Source organism: Micromonospora sp. DH14 (genome assembly GCF_029809455.1).
Taxonomy (GTDB): domain Bacteria; phylum Actinomycetota; class Actinomycetes; order Mycobacteriales; family Micromonosporaceae; genus Micromonospora; species Micromonospora parva.
Genome location: NZ_JARVKT010000001.1, coordinates 347,226 through 364,605 on the forward strand (window position 1 = coordinate 347,226; position 17,380 = coordinate 364,605).

Sequence of the window (17,380 nt, forward strand, 5' to 3'; positions counted from 1 at the left end):
CGGGGCGGCGGAAATGGGTTTGCGGGTCCAGCAGGGTGGATAGATTCGTACCGTGCTGGGCCTACCTGCTCACGTGACCGCCTGTCTCTTCGATCTGGACGGTGTGCTGACGCAGACCGCCCGCGTACACAACGCCGCCTGGACGCAGACCTTCGACGAGTTTCTCCGCCAACGCGCCGTGGCCTCCGGCACGCCGTTCCAACCATTCGATCCCGGCCCGGACTACAACCGCTACGTCGACGGCCGGCCCCGGGCCGACGGCGTCCGGTCGTTCCTCGCCTCCCGGGGGATCGTGCTGCCCGAGGGCGACCCGGACGACCCGCCGGAGGCCGAGACCGTCAACGGCCTGGGCAACCGCAAGAACGTCCTGCTGCTGCACCGGCTGCGCAGCTCCGGCGTCGAGGTCTACCCGGGCTCGGTGCGCTACCTGAAGGCGGCGGCCGCCGCCGGGCTGCACCGCGCCGTGGTCACCGCGAGCGCGAACGGGGCCGAGGTGGTCGCCGCCGCCGGCTTCGAGCCGTTGCTGCAGGCCCGGGTCGACGGGCTGGTCGCCCGCGCCGAGGGACTGCGCGGCAAACCACACCCCGACACCTTCCTCGCCGGGGCCCGGCTGCTCGGCGTCGACCCGACACAGGCCGCCGTCTTCGAGGACGCACTCTCCGGGGTGGCCGCCGGCCGCGCCGGCGGCTTCGGCTACGTGATCGGCGTCGACCGGGTCGGGCAGGCCGACGAACTGCTCGCCCACGGCGCCGACACCGTCGTGACGGACCTCGCCGACCTGCTCGACGTCGCCGACCCGCCGACGCCCACCCGCACCGCCACCACCGAACGGGGCTCCGCATGATTCGTGAGCGCGCCTATCCGGTCGAGCCGTGGCACGTCCGGGAAACCCGGCTGGACATGGACGTGCTGGCCCAGTCGGAGTCGGTCTTCGCGCTCTCCAACGGGCACGTCGGCCTGCGGGGCAACCTCGACGAGGGCGAGCCGCACGGCCTGCCCGGCACCTACCTGAACTCGTTCTACGAACTGCGCCCGTTGCCGTACGCCGAGGCGGGCTACGGCTTCCCCGAGTCCGGGCAGACCATCGTCAACGTCACCAACGGCAAACTGATCCGGCTGCTGGTCGACGACGAACCGCTCGACGTGCGCTACGGCGAGCTGCTCGCCCACGAGCGGATCCTCGACCTGCGCGCCGGCACGCTGCACCGGGAACTGCACTGGCGCTCACCCGCCGGCCGTGAGGTCAAGGTGCGCAGCACCCGCCTCGTCTCGTTCACCCAGCGGTCCGTGGCCGCCATCAGCTACGAGGTGGAGGCCGTCGACGGCCCGCTGCGGCTGATCGTGCAGTCCGAGCTGGTGGCCAACGAGTCGCTGCCCGCGCAGAGCAAGGACCCACGGGTCGCGGCGGTGCTGGAGTCGCCGCTGCAGGCCGAGGAGGAGTTGACCACCCCCGACGGCGGGCAGCTGATCCACCGCACCAAGGTCTCCGGTCTGCGGGTCGCCGCCGCCATGGAGCACGAGGTGCACGGCCCGGACCACACCACCATCGAGTCCGAGGGCTACCAGGACTGGGTGCGTACCACCATCGCCTGCGTGCTCAAGCCCGGCGAGAAGCTGCGGGTGATCAAGTACCTGACGTACAGCTGGTCGAGTCGCCGGTCCCTGCCGGCGCTGCGCGACCAGGTCGGCGCGGCACTGGCCGGCGCCCGGCTGGACGGATGGGACGGGCTCCACCGGGAGCAGCGCAACTATCTCGACGCGTTCTGGGACGCCTCCGACGTGCTGGTCGAGGGCGACCCGGAGGTGCAGCAGGCGGTCCGGTTCGGTCTCTTCCACGTGTTGCAGGCCGGCGCGCGCGCCGAGCAGCGGCCGATCTCGGCGAAGGGGCTGACCGGCCCCGGTTACGACGGCCACGCCTTCTGGGACACCGAGATGTTCGTTCTGCCGGTGCTCACGTACACCCAACCGAGCGCGGTACGCAGCGCCTTGCAGTGGCGGCACAGCACGCTGGATTCGGCGCGGGAACGGGCCGAGACGCTCAACCTGCGGGGCGCCGCCTTTCCCTGGCGGACCATCGAGGGCCCCGAGTCATCCGGTTACTGGCCGGCCGGCACCGCCGCCTTCCACATCGCCGCCGACATCGCCGACGCGGTGCGCCGCTACGTGATGGTCACCGGGGACACCCAGATGGAACGGGAGATCGGGCTGGAGCTGCTGGTGGAGACCGCCCGGCTGTGGCGCTCGATCGGCCACCACGACCGGCACGGGCAGTTCCACATCGACGGTGTCACCGGCCCGGACGAGTACACCGCTGTGAAGAACGACAACGTCTACACCAACCTGATGGCGCAGCGGAACCTCCTCGCCGCCGCCGACGTGGTGATGCGCTACCGGGACGAGGCGTTCCACCTCGGGGTCACCGACGAGGAGGCCGCGAGCTGGCGGGACGCCGCCACCTCCATGCACGTCCCGTACGACGACGAACTCGACGTGCACCAGCAGGTCGAGGGCTTCACCCGGCTCCAGGAGTGGGACTTCACCCACACCCCGGCGGAGAAGTACCCGCTGCTGCTGCACTACCCGTACTTCGAGCTGTACCGCAAGCAGGTGGTCAAGCAGGCCGACCTGGTGCTCGCCATGCACTGGCGGGGGGACGCCTTCACCCCCGAGGAGAAGGTGCGCAACTTCCTCTACTACGAGCGCCGCACCGTACGCGACTCGTCGTTGTCGGCCTGCACCCAGTCGGTGCTCGCCGCCGAGGTGGGTCACCCCGAACTCGCGCACACCTACCTGCGTGAGGCAGCGCTGATGGACCTGCACGACCTGAACGAGAACACCCGCGACGGCGTGCACATGGCGTCGCTGGCCGGTGCGTGGCTCGCCCTGGTCAGCGGGTTCGGTGGTCTGCGGGACCACGACGGCGAGCTGTCCTTCGCCCCCCGGCTCTCCAGCCGGCTCAGCCGGTTGGAGTTCTCGCTGCAGTGGCGCGGGCTGGCGTTGCGGGTGGACGTCCGACCGCACCAGACGACGTACTCGCTGCGCCACGGCGGCCCGGACGACGTGGTGGAACTGCGCCACCACGACCAGATGCTGCGGGTGACCTGCGACGAGCCGGTGACGGTGCCGGTCCCACCGGCCGATCCGTCCGGCCCCGCGCCCGAGCAGCCACCGGGCCGCTCGCCGCTGCTGCGGTTGCCCGAGCGCGAACAGTGACGGGTGGGGCGGGAGTGTTCCCGCCCCACCCCGCACTGGTCGATCAGACCGGCTCGCCGGTCGACGGACGGCCGATCGCGTCCCTGGGCGCCGCCGCCTTCGGGTCGTCGGGCAGCCGGGCCGACGCGGCCTGGTCGCCGAAATCCTGATCCCCGACGTCCTGGTTACGCCCGGCATCCTGTTCCCGCTGGGCCTGCTCGGTCAGCTGCTGCTGCCGGGAGATCTGCTGCTTGGCCATGGCGATCCTCGCGATCCGTCGGGGCGCGGTGGCGCCGACACGGTCTGCGGTCGCTCGTCGCGTACCCGACGCCCCAGCGGGCAAACGCGGCCCGCCGGCGTGCCCACGGCCCGGCGGTGACACCGCCCCGGCGTGCGTGGCGCGCGGCGGGCCGGGTACCCGCAGCACCGGTGAGCACTCGGAGGTGAGGCATGGACGAGCAGCGCAGCACGGTGATGGTGCCGACCGGGGAGGCCCAGCTCCCCGCCGACCTGACGCTGCCCGCCCAGCCGGTCGGCGTGGTGCTGTTCGCGCACGGCAGTGGCAGTTCCCGGCACAGCCCGCGCAACGTGTCGGTGGCCCGGACGCTGAACGACAGTGGGCTCGCCACCGTGCTGGTGGACCTGCTCACCCCGGTCGAGGACGAACTGGACGCGCGAACCGCCGAACTGCGCTTCGACATCGGGCTGTTGGCCAGCCGGCTGGCCGGGATCGTCGACTGGCTCGCCACCGGGCATCCAGCCGGCGACGTGCCGATCGGCCTGTTCGGGGCCAGTACGGGTGCTGCCGCTGCCCTGGTCGCGGCGGCGTCGCGCGCCGATCGGGTGGCTGCCGTGGTCAGCCGGGGCGGTCGACCGGACCTGGCCGGGGACGCGCTGGCCCAGGTGCGTACCCCGACGTTGCTGTTGGTGGGCGGGCTGGACGAAGAGGTGATCGCGCTCAACGAGCAGGCGCTGGCCGAGCTGGGGGAGGTCGGCGAGCTGCGGGTGATCCCCGGCGCCACCCATCTCTTCGAGGAGCCCGGCACCCTTGAGCAGGTCGCCGACCAGGCCGGCGCCTGGTTCACCACGCACCTCAGCCGATGATCACTGCGTGGGTAGCAGGGCCGAGGCCGAGCGGCGCTGTTGAACGGTGTCGATGATCCGCCAGAGGACGGCGGTGATCGGGACGCTGACGAAGGCGCCAGCGATCCCCGCGATCAGCGTGCCCGCGGTGACCGCCACCAGGATCACCGCCGGATGCAGCCGGACCTGCCGTTTCATGACCAGCGGTTCCAGCAGGTTGCCCTCGATCTGCTGGACGGCGATCACCGCCGCGAGGGTGAGCAGGGCGGTGGTGGGACCGTTCGCGGCCAGCGCCACCAGCACCGCCACCGCGCCCGCCACCGTCGCCCCGATGATCGGCACGAACCCGCCGAGGAACGTGATCAACGCCAACGGCAGGGCGAGGGGCACCTGGAGCACCACGAGAGCCAACCCGATGCCCAGCGCGTCGACGGCGGCGATGAACATGGTGCCCCGGCTGTACGCGCCCAACGTCTGCCAACCGGCCCGGCCGGCCTCGGCCAGCACCGGCTGGTTCGGGCCGGACACCCGCGACAGCACCCAGTGCCACATCGAGCGGCCATCCTTGAGCAGGAAGAACAGCAGCACCAGCGCCAGCAGCGCGGAGCCGAACACCTCGGTGGCGGTCCGGGCGCCGGCCACCGGGTCCGGAGAACTGCCACTGAGCCCCTCCCGGGCCTGGTCCGTCAGCCGGTCCAGCTGAGCCTCGCTGACCGGCAGCGTGGACGTCACGAAGTCGCGGCTGCGATCCACCCCCTGCGTCAACTCCTGGCTGAGCTGGTCGAACTGGCTGGCGGTCAGGTTCCACACCAGCGCGCCGACGCCGACCAGGATGCCGAGCAGCAACAGGACCGTGCAGAGCGCGGCGAGCGCCGCCGGCAGCCGCAACCGGCGCAGCAGCAGCAGGACCGGATCGAGCAGCGCGGTGAGGAAGATGGTGGCGGCCAGCGCGATGGCCAGCGGCGCCAACAGGACGGCGATCCGGCCCAGCAGATAGAGCCCGGCGGCGATCACCACCAGGCAGGCGCTCCACAACACCGCGGTTCGGACCAGCCACGGCAACGCCGTCCAGGTCTGGCGCGGCCCGGGGCCGCCTGTCGCTCCGGCTTCCTCTGCGGCCATGTCGGTCCTCCTCGATCTCGACGAGGTCGGTACCCGGTCGGTCGTGCCGCGACACCCGAATGACCGGCCGCCGCCCGCGCGGATCGTACGCCGGCCGGGGTGACGCGGGTAGGTGTTCGCCAATCGCACCCGCAACGGCGGCGTTTGCGCTGTCGGGTCGAGGGAACGCGAAGGGACGGACCGGACTGAGGAGGAACGCCGTGGGTGACTTCATGGACAAGGCCAAGGACTTCGCGGACAAGCACGACAAGCAGGTCGACCAGGGCGCGGAGAAGGCCGGCGAGATGGCCGACAAGCGCACCGGCGGCAAGTACGGCGACCAGATCGACAAGGGCGTGGACCAGGCCCAGGCGCGTACCGGTGAGGGTGACCAGGTCCGCTGACCCGCGCTGCTCCCGGGCCGCGTCGGCGACCCGGGAGCGCCCGGTCCACCCGCTGCGCGGGTCAGCGCTGTCGCTTGTGGTGCAGCTCGTCCATCGAGGTGGGCCGGCCGCTCAACGCGTCGCGCAGCCGGTCGACCAGACCGATGCCGGGTGCGATCAGCTTGTTCGCCGGCGGATGGTCCGGGCTTCCCGGATGTGGCCGGGTCGGCCCGATCTCCTTGATCGCCGTCACCTTGGCCGCCGCCTCGACCAACTCCTCCCGGGCGGTCGCCGCGCGCAGCCGCGGAAAGAGCTCCTTCTCCTCCTCCGCCACGTGGCCGCGCACGATGGCGGTCAACTGGGTGAGCAACTCGTCGAAGCGGGGGTCGGACGCGTCGGTGGACTCCAACTCCTTCATGGTCCGCTCGGCGTCGGCGTGCTCCGCGATCTCGCGGTCGGCGATCTCGTTTCCGTCGGGCAGCACCTTGCGGGCGACCGGATACACGTACGCCTCCTCGGCCACCGAGTGGCGGACGAGTTCGGCGATCACCACGTCGACGAGGTGCCGGCGGTGCTCGGGGGTGCCCTGCCGGGTCGCCAACTCGACGAGGACTGCCTCGATCTCCCGGTGGTCGGAGACCAGGATGTCGACGGCATCGTGGTCGTCGGCGGTCGGTGGATTGGTCATGTCACGGCCCCTTACCGGTTGCGGATCGGTGGGAGGTGTGTGGCTCTGATACCCCCACGGGGCTGCGCAAACCAATGGTTGACGATGTGTTCGAGGGTGTCGTTGGGGCGCGCGGAGACACCGGCTGACCAGCCGTCGAGATTGCAGGGCCATTGCCGGGGTAACCGCCGCCATGGCCGACGACCGCCCACCCGCCGACCCGCGACGGTCGCGGCTCGACGAGACCGCCGAGCGGACGGTTCGGCGGGTGCGGCACCGTGGTGGGCAGGCCGGCAAGATCCGAGCCCGGCAGTGGGAGGTCACCCTGGTGATCTCCGTCCAGTCCGGGTTGGCCGCGGCGATCGCCGCCCTGCTCGCCAACCACCTGCTCGGCCAGGGATCGCACGTCTTCGCTCCCGCCGCCGCCGTCGGTACGATCGCCACCGCCATCGGGCAGCGGGCCCGGCGTACCTTCGAGCTGTTGGGCGGCGTCGCCCTGGGCATCATCATCGGCGACACGCTGCGGTTCGTGCTCGGCTCGGGGCCGTGGCAGACCGGCGTGGTCGTCGCACTGGCCATCGCCGCCGCGTTGCTGGTGGCCGGGAAGGGGGGCCCGCTGGTCGGTCAGGCCGGTGGTACCGCGGTGCTGATCGCCACGCTGGCACCGATGGAACGTGGCCTGGAGCTGCCCCGGATCTTCGACGCGCTCGTCGGCGGGGCGGTCGGTCTGGTGGTGGTCGCCCTGTTGTTGCCGGTCAACCCAATGCGGGTGCTGGACCGGGCCGCGGCGCCGATCTTCACGATCGTCTGCGACCAACTCGCTGAGCTGGCGCAGGCGCTGCGCGACCGCGACGGTACCCGGACCCTGGGCGTCCTGGAGCGGCTGCGCGGCACCGATGACGACCTGGGCCGGCTGCACGACGCGCTCAGCGGCGCTGAGGAGGTGGTCACCATCGCTCCGGTCCGTTGGCACCGCCGGCAGCAGTATCACCGGTACGCCCGCAGCGCCGCTCACCTGGAGCGGTTGTTGCTGGACAGCCGTGCCATGGCCCGCTGGTCGACCACCGCGCTGCAGTACGACGAGCCGATCCCGGCGGAGCTGCCGGAGGCGATGCGTCGGTTGGGTCAGGCGGTGGTGGTGATGCGTACGGAGTGCAGGGTCGGTGACGACCCCCGGTGCACCCGCCAGTTGGTCGAGCAGTGCGCCGAGTTGGCCGGGCGGGCCTCGGCGAGCGGGGTCCACTCGTTCGGCGAATCCCTCGTCACCGGACTGCGTACCGCCGCCAGCGACCTGCTCCGGGCCGCCGGTTGCGAACCCGAGGACGCGAACCGGATCGTGCGCCGGGCGGCCGGCGCCGGCGAGGCGGAGATCCACCCGCCGGTCCGGCGGCAGCTGCACCGCACCCGACCGACGCGGGCCGCTCGGGCCCGTCGGCGCGCACACCTCGCCGCCCGGAGCCGTAACGAGGGCCGGGCCGGCCTCCCCGCACGGGAGAGGCCGGCCCGGTGAACCGTCACGGTCAGGAGGAGTAGCCGCGCTCGGCGATCCAGTTGGCGACCTTCGGCAGGCTCATCCAGTACTCGCCCACCGCCGGGTCGGCCGGGTCGGCGACCCGGATGGTGTCACCACCGTCGCGGTAGCCGACCAGGGTCAGGTAGTGGCCGCCCTCGTACGAGTGCGGGTTGCCGTCGGTGTCGACCGTCGTGCCCTTGATGTTCGCCACCACGGGCCGGCCGGCGTCCACCGCGGCCAGCACGTCCCGGCGCAACTGCTCGACCTGGTCCGGGCGGGCCACCGAATCACGGATCTCGGTGGTCCGGTACTTGCCGCCGGTCAGTTCGTTCAGCACCCGGGTGGTGTCCAGGGCCGAGGGGGTGCCCGCCTCGGTGGTGCCGAGCAGTCGGGCCACCTCGTCCTGGGAGAGCGCCTTGCCCTGGGCGGACAGTGCGATCCGGGTCGCGGCCGGGCCGCAGTAGTAGAAGTTCGGCTGGGCCTGGTAGTCGACGCCGAGGATCCGCTCGGCGTGCCGGTCGTTCTGGCTCGACGACGCCGGGGCGGCCGGCGCGGGGGCGGCCTGCGCGGCCACCGCCGGGCCGAGGGCGCAGCCACCGGCGACAAGCAGGCCGACGACGGACAGGCCGCTCTTCTGGACGATCGGGTTCATTGTCGAGTCTCCGTTCGGGGGTTGGCGCCTCCGGCAGGCGGACGGCGGCAGCACCGGGAATGGCGCTCGGCGCAACAGAGGGGCCGACCATCGGTGGTCTCGGCCCGGGGCGTACCGACTGCGTAACCGCTCTGCTTCACCGAGAATTCCGCCGGCTGCGGGCACCGGGGGATGGCACAACCTCCCGGTCGGCCCGAACCGGGCACCGGGGACGAACGGTCAGCTCAGAGACTGCCCAACAGCCTGGTCACGGTGATCTCGATGACCACCCGCTCCGGATTCGGGCGCGGTGTCCGATACCGCTCGGCGTACCGCCGCTCCGCCTCCGCCACGGCGGCCGGATCCGACCGCAGCACGGCGCGACCCTCGACGGTCAACCAGCGGCGGCCATCCACGTGGCACACGGCCACCGCCGCGCCCTCCGGGCCGGCCGCCGCCACCTGGCGGGCCTTGCGGGAGGTACCGGAGGTGATCACCCGGGCCAGCCCGGCCGCCGGGTCGAGGGTCACCCCGACCGGTACGACGTGCGGGGTGCCGTCCGCACGCAGTGTGGTCAGCGTCGCGAGGTGCCGTTCCGCGCAGAAGGCGACAACACGCTCATCGTGCAGGTCCAACCGATGATCGCCCGCCATGCCCGTCCCCCGTCCCCGAACCGACCTGGATCATCGCACGCGGCGGCGGGCCCGGTCCGGGTTCGGGTTCGGGTTCGGGTTCGGGTTCGGGTTCGGTGGAGCGTCCGGCTGACCGGGCAGCTGGCGACCAGCCGCCCGCCGCTGGTGCACCAGCCGGGTCAGATAGATCAACGCGGCGGCCAGCACCCCCATGTCATCCAGGTAGATCGGGTCCGGCAGCACGTCGACCGGGAAGATCGTGTAGATCAGCGCCCCGTAGAAGGCGACCTTGCCGCCCGCGCCGAGCCCGGTCAGCATCCGCCGGGTACGCACCACCCGCACCGCCAGCACCACGGCACCGACCAGTGTGGCCAGCGCCAGGATGCCGGCGACCACCACGAGGACCCACGCCTGTCGGGACATGCCGTCACGCTAACCCAGATGAACCCGCCGGGCTCAGAACGCGGGCACCGTCGCGCGGCCGCGGGCGGCCACCTTGTTCTCCCGGGTCTGCTCCACGTTCTCCCGGGCCTGCGCGCCCAACGGTCGGGCAACCTCGCTCAGCGGCAACACCGACGCCGACTCGGCGACCCGTCGTCCGGTCGCCGCGTGCGCCTCCTCGCGCAGACTCCGGGCCGCGGCCACCGCCAACTCCGCCGCCCGCCACGCGGCCTGCTCCCGCTCGCGGGCCGCAGCGTGCCTGGCCGCCAGGTTGTCCCGGATCGCCCGCTGGAGCACCAGCTCCTGCTCGACCGGGTGCAGTCGCGGGTCCCAGCCGTCGCGGTGCGCGAAGACGTCGCTGAGCTGCTCCACCGACAGCTCCCGCCGCCAGTACGCGTCCAGGGCGGCCCGGTGCAGGTAGCGCTCGCGGTCGGCGTACTCCGCGGGAGTCCGTGCGGTGTGCGGCAGCGGCATCGCGGCCGCCGCGTCGAGTCGCCGCACGCCGGCCTCGGCCGCCTCGTACGCCGACCAGGCCGCCTCGACCTCCTCCTGGGCGGCCACCCACTCCGACCGGCGACGCCGCACCGTGGTGCTCGCCCGTTCGGCGGCCACCGCGACCTCCTGGGCGTAGCGGCTCTGCTCCCGTTCCTCCTGCGCCTGTTCCAGTTGGCTCGGCATGGCGGCGCGGCGGATCCGGGCGCCCGGGTCGAAGCGGAACCGGCCCGGCCGCAGCAGCAGCGCGGAGACGGCGACGGCGACCACCCCGAGCAGGCTCAACCAGATGACGGCGGCCCGGGAGAGGTCCGGCAGGACGGCGGAGAGGACGGTTTCCATGATCAGCACCTCGCGGTCGAAGGCGGGTATCGACGGGCGGCAGGAGGGCGCGGCAGCACCGGTCGGCCCGGTGGCGGGATCGTCCCGTCGACGGCCAACTCAGGTGCCGTACGGGATCAGCCGGGATCGGGCCCCGGGGGTCGCCGAGCCTGGATCAGCGGGCGGGCGGGCCGCGTCGCGCGGGAGTGTCACGGCCGGGATCGATGGCCGGAACGTACGCCAGGACCGCCGCGACCGGACCGGTCGCCGTGGCGGTGTCGGCAGTGGCGGTGTCGCGCGTGCCAGCCGGCGGGGCGACAGCGGGTCGGCTGGCCCGTTCGATGGCCGGGCTGGCGTCGGGGCGGACACTCGCCACCCGACTGCTCACGGCACTGGGCCGCAGCTGCGTGGGGGCGGGCGGCGGGGACGCGGAGAGAGCGGCACCAAGGCCGACCGCGAGCACCAGGGCGGTGACCGCCAGGCGGGTCAGTTCCCGCAGTGACCGCAGCACAGCCCACCGAACCGGGCGGACAGCAGCTGCGGACGACACCCGACCAACCTATCGCCAGCGCTGGCGAACCGCAGCACGGCGACGGGCCGCGCTGAAGTGACAGCCACCACCCTGGGCACTGTGGACGCCGCCGACCGGGGCCTCCAAACGGCGGCGCCCCCGACCGGATCGGGTCCGATCGGGGGCACCCCGCGTGGTCCGGGTGGCGTCGCCGGTGGTGCGGGCCCGCCGGTGGCGGACCGTGGTCAGTTGCCGGTGCCGAGCACCGGGGGAGCGGGCTTCTCGTCGCCCTGCCACACCATCTCGTCCTCGGTCAACCAGGTCAGCCGCTCGTCGGAGTCGTCGTCCTGCCCCCGACCGTGCCCACCGAGCACACCGGGACGGCCGCCGCCGGAGCCCGGTCGGGCGTTGCCGCCGGCCACAGCCGCCCGGCCGCCGGCCCCGCCGCGCTGCCCGTCAATGCTGCGCCCGACGCCGTTGGCGGCGCGACTCTCCGCCGGGGACGCGGCACCACCGGCCGGCCGAGCCGACGCGGGGGGCGCGTTGCCCGAGCCGGCGAGCGCGCCACTGCGCAACACTCCGCCCGCCGGTGCCCCGCCCGGTGCTCCGTACAGCAGGCCGGGGCCGGTGCTCGTCGCGGCGGGCGCGCCCGCCGGCGTGGACAGGCCCGCCAACCCTGCGACACCCCCGCCCAACAGCGCGCCGCCGACCACCGGGTCGGCCCCGGCGAGGGAGGTGCCGCCGCTGGGGATGACGCTGCCGGCGCCGACCGGGCCGGTGCCCACAGCCGGGCTGCCACCGGTGCCCGCGCCGACCTCGTCAGTGCCGGAACCGTGGCCCGGCAGCTCGGCGGCGCGGTCCGGCGTCGAGATGGTCGCGTCACCCGTGCGCGCGGTGTGCGTGCCGGTGTTGGGCCCACTCGTCACCTTGGCGATGGCCGAGACGCTCTGCGGCGTCGTCGGATCCTTGCGGGCGGTGGTCGGCGTGTCCGGGTCCGGCGGAGGCGGGTCGACCACCCGGTCGTAGGCGGAGATGTCGTAACTGCTGGCCAGATCGGCCACCAGGTTCACCATCCGCTGGTGGGCCTTCTCCTGCTCGGCCTTGTCCTGCTGGTGGCCGGCGATGCCCCCGACGATCAGACCCGTCAGACCGAAGACCGCGCCACCCTTGATCGCACCGCCGATCGCCTTGTCGTTGTCGTCGGTCTCCTCCGGGCTCTCGGCCTGCTTGTGAGCGGCCCGCAGGTGGTCGGCCATCATGGTCAACCCCTGCTTGACGCCGGCCATCCCCTCGCCCAACGCATCGGTGTGGGCGACGATCAGGCTGAGGCGCCGGTGGAACTCCCGACCCGCCGAACCCGTCCAGGTGTTGGCGAGCTTGTCGAGGTCGCCGCTCAACTCCCGGCCGAGGCCGTCGAGGATGCCCTTGAGCTCGGCCCACTGGGCGGCCACGCCCTCGATCTGCTCCGGCTTGCCCGCCATCAGGCCGTCGTACAGCTGCTGGTGGCTGCTGCCCTGGTAGCGCTGGGTGTACTCAGACACGCCCGTCCTCCTTCGGCTGGAACGCCCGGTCGACCGGGTTCAGCGCGGCGGTGACGTCGTCGGCGTTGGCCGCGTTACGCGCCTCGGCGGTGCGGTAGTTGCTCAGGATCGTGCTCGTCGCCTGCTGAGCCGCCAGCACCGCCTGTCGGATGCGCTCGGCCTGCTCCACGTAGGACTGGTGGACCTCGCTGTAGCGACGCGCCTTGTCGGTGGCGTCGAAGAACGAGCCCAGCGCCGGAGGGCGGCACTGCATCTCGGTGTTGAGCTTGCGCAGCACCGACTCGGCCTGGCTCAACCGAGACGCCAGGTGATCGTGGAAGTCCTCAAGGGACAACAGGTCGACTTCCGTACGCCCGGCCATGGCAACATCCCCGTCGTTCTGGTTGACAACCGTCAGCGACATCAAGGTTAGTCCACCCGTGCGACTCCGGGCGACCCGTCCACGCTGCTCAGCCGTCGGCGTCGGTCGATTCCGCCGACCCCCCGCCGCCGGTCCCGCCACTCGCCGGTGCGCCGCTCGCCGGCGCCGACGGGGTCGAGCCCGACGGTGGACCGGCGGACGGCGACCGGGACGGTGGCGTGGCGGACGGCGAGCCCGAGGGCGGTGTCGCCGATGGCGAGGCCGACTTCGGTGCGGCCGACGGTGACGCGGCCGGCGCCGGCCCGTCGGGAGCGAAAACGGCGAACGCGTCCTCGCGCTTCAGGGTGGGCCCGGTCGGGATCAGCGCGAGCAGGGAGCCGGGCACCGCCAGCGGGGTGACCCCGCCGTAGCCGAGCACCTCCAGCGTCTCCGCCGAGCCGAGCGGATACCGGACGCCCTGCGGGCTGATCAGGTAGATCGTCGCCCCGGCGGCACCGGACCCGCTGGTCCCGGCACCCGGCGAGGCCTGCGCGATGACACCCTTGCCGCCGGGCAGCAGCACCGCCTCGGCGGTGCGTACGGCGTCGCGCCTGGTCTGCCGCACCGGCACCAGCCCCGGATCGCTGTCGGCCAGCTCATCCGGCACCCGGTCGAACACCTCCAGGGTGGTGGTCGGCGGACCACCCGCGCTGCCCTCGCGGTACGTCGCGCACACCGTCGTCTGACCGGGCTGGGCCGGGTAGAGGGCGGGCACCGTCGGCGGCAACCCCTCCTCCTCGATCCGCTGCTCCTCGAACGCCTCGCTGGCGTCGTTCGGCGTGATGTCGGTGATCCGACCGCTGCCGCTGGTCTGGAGCAACGCGGTGATCTCGCTGATCGGCACGAGCGCGTCCCGGGTCAGCACGTAGTGTCGCCCGGCCGCCTTGAACACCGAACCGACGTTGTACGACTTACCGGCCACCTTGCGGTTGCTGGACCCGCCCTCACCGGCCAGCGACAACCTGCGCAGCGGTGGCCCGGCCGGCACGGCGTTGAGCAGTTGCTGCCCGATCTGGAGCCGCTCGGTGCCGGCCATCCGCAGCGCCGTCATCGTGCGGGCCGGGTCGAGCAGTTGGAGCCGCCTGTTGTTGGTGATGAGGTAGCGCTGGTCGTCCACGGAGACCAGCACCCCCCGGTCGCCGAGCGGCGTGCCGCCGGGCAGCGCCCGGTCGATCACCAGCCGGGTGCTGGAGCGCTGCCGGTCGACCGGATCGGGCACGTCACAGACCGACCACGGCAGCCCGGTCAGCGACTTGCGGTCGGGCAGGGCGTCCGGTGCGCCGACGATGCCGACGGTGACGCCCCGGGGCCGGTCCCGCAGCGACGCCTGCGACATCGTCCGCACCTCGGCACCCGCGTCGTTCACGATGAGGCGCGCCGACGTGTAGTTGAGCGTCGGGTGCAACTTCCCCTCGATGAACACGTACGTCGCGCCGGTCTCCCGTTCGATGACCAGGGTCTTGTCGTCCAGCGGCGCCGCACCGCCGGTCAACTGGCCGTACGCCCCCACCCCGCCGAGCACGATGGCCGCGGTGAGGACACTGCCGAAAACGGCCATGCCGAGCCGTCGCATCGGCAGGTTGGTGGTCTCCGGGTCGCCCGACAGCAAGGCGGAGACGATGCGGCGGGTGACGAAGCGGTACGCCTGCACCTGATCGCGGCGGGTCCGCATGACTTACCTCCGGCGGGGTGTTTCCGCGACGATCAGGGGCAGGGTGCCGTCGCGGGCTTCCCTACGATAAGGGGCCGACGGTGCTTCCTTGGGACCACCGCTCGTGGCCGGCTCCGGAGGAGACCCGGCGCAGAGTCGTACCGTGCAGGAGGGACAGTCAGCGATGACGCAGGTTCAGGCGCCACCCGCCCGAGCGGTCACGGACCCTGTCGACGTTCCGACCCGGCTGACGCCGCCGGCCGAGCGACCCGGCCGTGGACGGGTCGGTCCCGTGCTGGTCGGCCAGCTCGTCGTACTGGAGTTGTGCGTGGTCGGCGTCTGGGCCGCCACGGCCGGGCCCAGCTGGCTGCTCGCCGCGGTGGGCGCGGTGGCGTTGCTGGTCGTCCTGGCGGTCTTCGCCCGTCGCGGTGGCCGCTGGTGGTTCGAGGACCTGCTGCTGCGCCGCCGGCTGCGGCGTCGCGGTGAGCGGGCGTCGGCCGCGCTGGCCGACGGCACGGCGGCCGACCCACGGTTGGCTGCGCTCGCCCCCGAGTTGAGCATCATCGAGCTGACCGACCGTGGCACCCGGCTCGGCATCGGGCGCGACGACCAGGGCTGGTTCGCCGCCGTCGCCCTGCAGTCCGCCACCGGCGCGGCGGTCGGCTCCGTCGACGCGTCCGCTGTGGACCGCGCGCTGGGTGTGCTCGCGGACTTCAACGCCCCGGTCTCCCGGGCCCAGGTCGTCGCGCACACGCTGGTCTGGTATCCGGCACCCGATGCGCCGCCGGCGGCGCACCGGACCGTCTGGGTGGCGCTGCGGCTCACCGTCCGCGACGCCCGGGTCGAGGCGGTGAGTCGGGGCGGCGGGCTGACCGGCGTACACCGGACGGTGGCCGCCGGGATCGGCCGGCTCGGCAAGGCGCTGACCTCGGCGGGGCTGGCCCACCGCCCGTTGGGCCGGGAGGAGCTGCGCGCGGCGATCGTCTCGGCCGCCGGGCTGGACCTGGTGCCCGAGGTGCCGGCGGAGAGCTGGCATGGGCTGCGCGGCGGCGGCTGGACGCACCGCTGCATGGCGCTGCGGGGCCGCTCCAACGCCCCGCTCGGCCCTCTCGTGGACGCGATCACCGCCACCTCGGCGCCGTCGCACACGGTGGCCGTGACCGTCTCGGCGGACGGTCGGGCAGCGGCGCCGCTGGTGCGGGTCGCGGCAATGGACAACCACGTCGAGGCGCTGGTCAAGGTGGTCCGCGAGGTCGCCGGTCGCGCGGGCGGGTCCACCCGGCCGATGGACGGTCAGCACGCTCCGGGCGTCTACGCCACCGCTCCGGTCGCGTCGGCGCTGGGCGTCCTGACCGGTCCGCGGTCGCGCTGACGGCGGCGAGACCCGGTCAGGGTCGGAGGTTGACGATCCAGCCGTAGAGGCCGCAGACCCAGAAGGCGAGCGGCACCAGCGAGATGATGAGCAGGATCTCGACGATGTCGAGCAGGCGGCCCCAGACCGGGGAGATGCGCTTGCCGGCGACGCTCAGACCGTAGATCAGGCTGATCACCGCGGCCAGCACCAGCCCGCCCAGGATCAGGCCGAGCCGGACCGGCAGCGACCCACCGGCGAAGGTGGTCGCGGCGGCCAGACCCAGACCCACGGTGCCGGCCAGCAGCACCGGGGTGCGCTGGGCCCGGCCCAGCAGGGGGCGAGCCCGCAGCAGCGCCAGCAGGGCCAGCACCAGGCACAGCAACACCGCCGGCAGCCGCCCGTCCACTGCCAGCACGATCTGCGCGCCCAGCACCAGCACGGCGACCGTCCACAACAGGCCGGTCAGGAACTCGTCGGCCCGCTCACTCTGCTGGAGCACCTGCCGACCGTCCACCGACTCGCTGTCGGTCTTCAGGTCCTCCGGACCGGTCGGGATGGACGGCACCGGCAGCCGGGCCAGCCGGTAGGCCATCATCGGCAGCGCCGGCACCACGCCGAACGCCACCGCGGCGATCACCGCGGCGGAGGCCGCCGCGTCGAGGCCGAGGACCAGGCAGAGCACCGCGCCCAGGCCGGTCGCGGCCGCGACCCCGATCGCGGCGAAGAACAGCGGGTACCGGTCGCCGACCGCCAGCACGGCCACCGCGCCGGCCACCACCGCGGCGGTTGCCGCGAGCAGGACGTGCGGGCTGGCCAGCTCGGTCAGCGATCGGTCGCCGGCGAGCAGCAGCAGGCCACCGGTGGCCGCGTGCACCAGGCCGACCATGGCCAGCACCGCGCCGGTGCCGCTGTCCCCGGCGGCCCGGGACAGCACCGCGGCGCCCACCAGCAGCGCCACCGCGACCAGCAGCGCGGCCACCGCGCCGGGCAGGTGCGGCGGGCCGGCGAACAGGGCGGCCACCGCGCCGGCGCCGAGCGCCGCCGCCGCGAAGATCACCGCGAAGGAACGGGTCGCGCCGACCTGCCAGGCGCCGGGGCGCTGGTTGGTCGCGGTGGCGACCGCGTCCACCACGTCGTCGAAGACGATCTCCGGTGCGGCGTCGGAGCGGGGGTTGAAGTAGAGCACCTCACCGTCGCGGACGCTGAGCTGCGCCGCGGTACGACCACCGTCGAGGGGTGCACCGCCCAACCGGGACAGTGCCCAGCCGCCGTGCCGCGCACCCTCGTCGGCCATGTCCTCGCCGGCGTAGCGCAGCAGGGTGGGCAGCAGGTCGGCCATCGGCACGTCCGACGGCAGCGCCAGGTCCATCCGGGTACGCGGAGCCACGATGGTGATCCGGCTCAGACCGCCGGTCGCCGTCTTCGTCGCCACAGTGGCCTCCAGGTGCGTCTGTCATCGGCTGGCTG

Annotated in this window: 18 protein-coding genes; 6 read left to right on the top strand and 12 right to left on the bottom strand. The window is 73.2% G+C overall.

What is annotated here, in order from left to right:
• Positions 1 to 52: 52 nt before the first annotated feature.
• Together QCZ28_RS01655 and QCZ28_RS01660 are read left to right on the top strand one after the other, a co-directional pair.
• A complete protein-coding gene (locus QCZ28_RS01655) occupies positions 53 to 844 on the top strand; it encodes a beta-phosphoglucomutase family hydrolase (RefSeq protein WP_279514872.1) in 792 nt (263 codons plus the stop codon).
• Positions 841 to 3,213, top strand: coding sequence for a glycoside hydrolase family 65 protein (locus tag QCZ28_RS01660; protein WP_279514873.1), 2,373 nt, complete (start codon positions 841 to 843; stop codon positions 3,211 to 3,213). The genes QCZ28_RS01655 and QCZ28_RS01660 overlap by 4 nt, the downstream gene beginning before the upstream one ends.
• 43 nt (positions 3,214 to 3,256) lie before the next feature.
• Here the strand turns inward: QCZ28_RS01660 and QCZ28_RS01665 are convergent, their stop codons facing one another.
• Positions 3,257 to 3,451, bottom strand: a complete 195-nt coding sequence (locus QCZ28_RS01665) for a hypothetical protein (RefSeq protein WP_279514874.1) — start codon at positions 3,449 to 3,451, stop codon at positions 3,257 to 3,259.
• Between the two features lie 191 nt (positions 3,452 to 3,642).
• Here QCZ28_RS01665 and QCZ28_RS01670 point away from each other — a divergent pair, with 191 nt between their 5' ends.
• Positions 3,643 to 4,296 carry a dienelactone hydrolase family protein gene (locus tag QCZ28_RS01670; RefSeq protein WP_279514875.1) on the top strand — a complete coding sequence of 218 codons (654 nt, stop codon included), beginning with the start codon at positions 3,643 to 3,645 and terminating at the stop codon, positions 4,294 to 4,296.
• Here the strand turns inward: QCZ28_RS01670 and QCZ28_RS01675 are convergent, their stop codons facing one another.
• Positions 4,297 to 5,397: an AI-2E family transporter gene (locus QCZ28_RS01675; RefSeq protein ID WP_279514876.1), complete on the bottom strand. Its 1,101-nt coding sequence runs from the start codon at positions 5,395 to 5,397 to the stop codon at positions 4,297 to 4,299. It lies immediately after the preceding gene.
• A 200-nt stretch (positions 5,398 to 5,597) separates the two neighbouring features.
• Between QCZ28_RS01675 and QCZ28_RS01680 the strand changes: the two genes are divergently transcribed.
• A complete protein-coding gene (locus tag QCZ28_RS01680) occupies positions 5,598 to 5,780 on the top strand; it encodes an antitoxin (RefSeq protein ID WP_279514877.1) in 183 nt (60 codons plus the stop codon).
• 61 nt (positions 5,781 to 5,841) lie between these two features.
• Here the strand turns inward: QCZ28_RS01680 and QCZ28_RS01685 are convergent, their stop codons facing one another.
• A complete protein-coding gene (locus QCZ28_RS01685) occupies positions 5,842 to 6,447 on the bottom strand; it encodes a hemerythrin domain-containing protein (RefSeq protein ID WP_279514878.1) in 606 nt (201 codons plus the stop codon).
• A 172-nt stretch (positions 6,448 to 6,619) separates the two neighbouring features.
• Here QCZ28_RS01685 and QCZ28_RS01690 point away from each other — a divergent pair, with 172 nt between their 5' ends.
• A complete protein-coding gene (locus QCZ28_RS01690; RefSeq protein ID WP_279514879.1) occupies positions 6,620 to 7,936 on the top strand; it encodes an FUSC family protein in 1,317 nt (438 codons plus the stop codon).
• Positions 7,937 to 7,946: 10 nt separating this feature from the next.
• Here QCZ28_RS01690 and QCZ28_RS01695 read toward each other — a convergent pair whose 3' ends face one another.
• From QCZ28_RS01695 to eccB, 8 genes are all read right to left on the bottom strand, one after another.
• A complete protein-coding gene (locus tag QCZ28_RS01695; protein WP_279514880.1) occupies positions 7,947 to 8,591 on the bottom strand; it encodes a C39 family peptidase in 645 nt (214 codons plus the stop codon).
• Positions 8,592 to 8,815: 224 nt separating this feature from the next.
• Entirely contained in the window at positions 8,816 to 9,223 is a 408-nt protein-coding gene (locus QCZ28_RS01700; protein WP_279514881.1) for a TIGR03618 family F420-dependent PPOX class oxidoreductase, read from the bottom strand.
• A 30-nt stretch (positions 9,224 to 9,253) separates the two neighbouring features.
• Complete coding sequence (locus QCZ28_RS01705; RefSeq protein WP_279514882.1) at positions 9,254 to 9,625, bottom strand: YkvA family protein; 372 nt, start codon at positions 9,623 to 9,625, stop codon at positions 9,254 to 9,256.
• A 33-nt stretch (positions 9,626 to 9,658) separates the two neighbouring features.
• Entirely contained in the window at positions 9,659 to 10,477 is an 819-nt protein-coding gene (locus QCZ28_RS01710; RefSeq protein ID WP_279514883.1) for a hypothetical protein, read from the bottom strand.
• A 154-nt stretch (positions 10,478 to 10,631) separates the two neighbouring features.
• Positions 10,632 to 11,006: a hypothetical protein gene (locus tag QCZ28_RS01715; protein WP_279514884.1), complete on the bottom strand. Its 375-nt coding sequence runs from the start codon at positions 11,004 to 11,006 to the stop codon at positions 10,632 to 10,634.
• 206 nt (positions 11,007 to 11,212) lie between these two features.
• Complete coding sequence (locus QCZ28_RS01720; RefSeq protein ID WP_279514885.1) at positions 11,213 to 12,508, bottom strand: hypothetical protein; 1,296 nt, start codon at positions 12,506 to 12,508, stop codon at positions 11,213 to 11,215.
• The gene (locus QCZ28_RS01725) at positions 12,501 to 12,911 is read right to left on the bottom strand and encodes a hypothetical protein (protein ID WP_245233545.1); all 411 of its coding nucleotides are present in this window, start codon (positions 12,909 to 12,911) and stop codon (positions 12,501 to 12,503) included. Before QCZ28_RS01725 ends, QCZ28_RS01720 begins: the two co-directional genes overlap by 8 nt.
• A gap of 46 nt (positions 12,912 to 12,957) precedes the next feature.
• Complete coding sequence (gene eccB, locus QCZ28_RS01730; protein ID WP_279514886.1) at positions 12,958 to 14,580, bottom strand: type VII secretion protein EccB; 1,623 nt, start codon at positions 14,578 to 14,580, stop codon at positions 12,958 to 12,960.
• A 163-nt stretch (positions 14,581 to 14,743) separates the two neighbouring features.
• Between eccB and QCZ28_RS01735 the strand changes: the two genes are divergently transcribed.
• Positions 14,744 to 15,931 carry a type VII secretion protein EccE gene (locus QCZ28_RS01735; RefSeq protein WP_279514887.1) on the top strand — a complete coding sequence of 396 codons (1,188 nt, stop codon included), beginning with the start codon at positions 14,744 to 14,746 and terminating at the stop codon, positions 15,929 to 15,931.
• A gap of 16 nt (positions 15,932 to 15,947) precedes the next feature.
• Here QCZ28_RS01735 and eccD read toward each other — a convergent pair whose 3' ends face one another.
• On the bottom strand, positions 15,948 to 17,345 hold the full coding sequence (gene eccD, locus QCZ28_RS01740; protein ID WP_279514888.1) for a type VII secretion integral membrane protein EccD: 1,398 nt from the start codon (positions 17,343 to 17,345) through the stop codon (positions 15,948 to 15,950).
• Positions 17,346 to 17,380 lie beyond the last annotated feature (35 nt).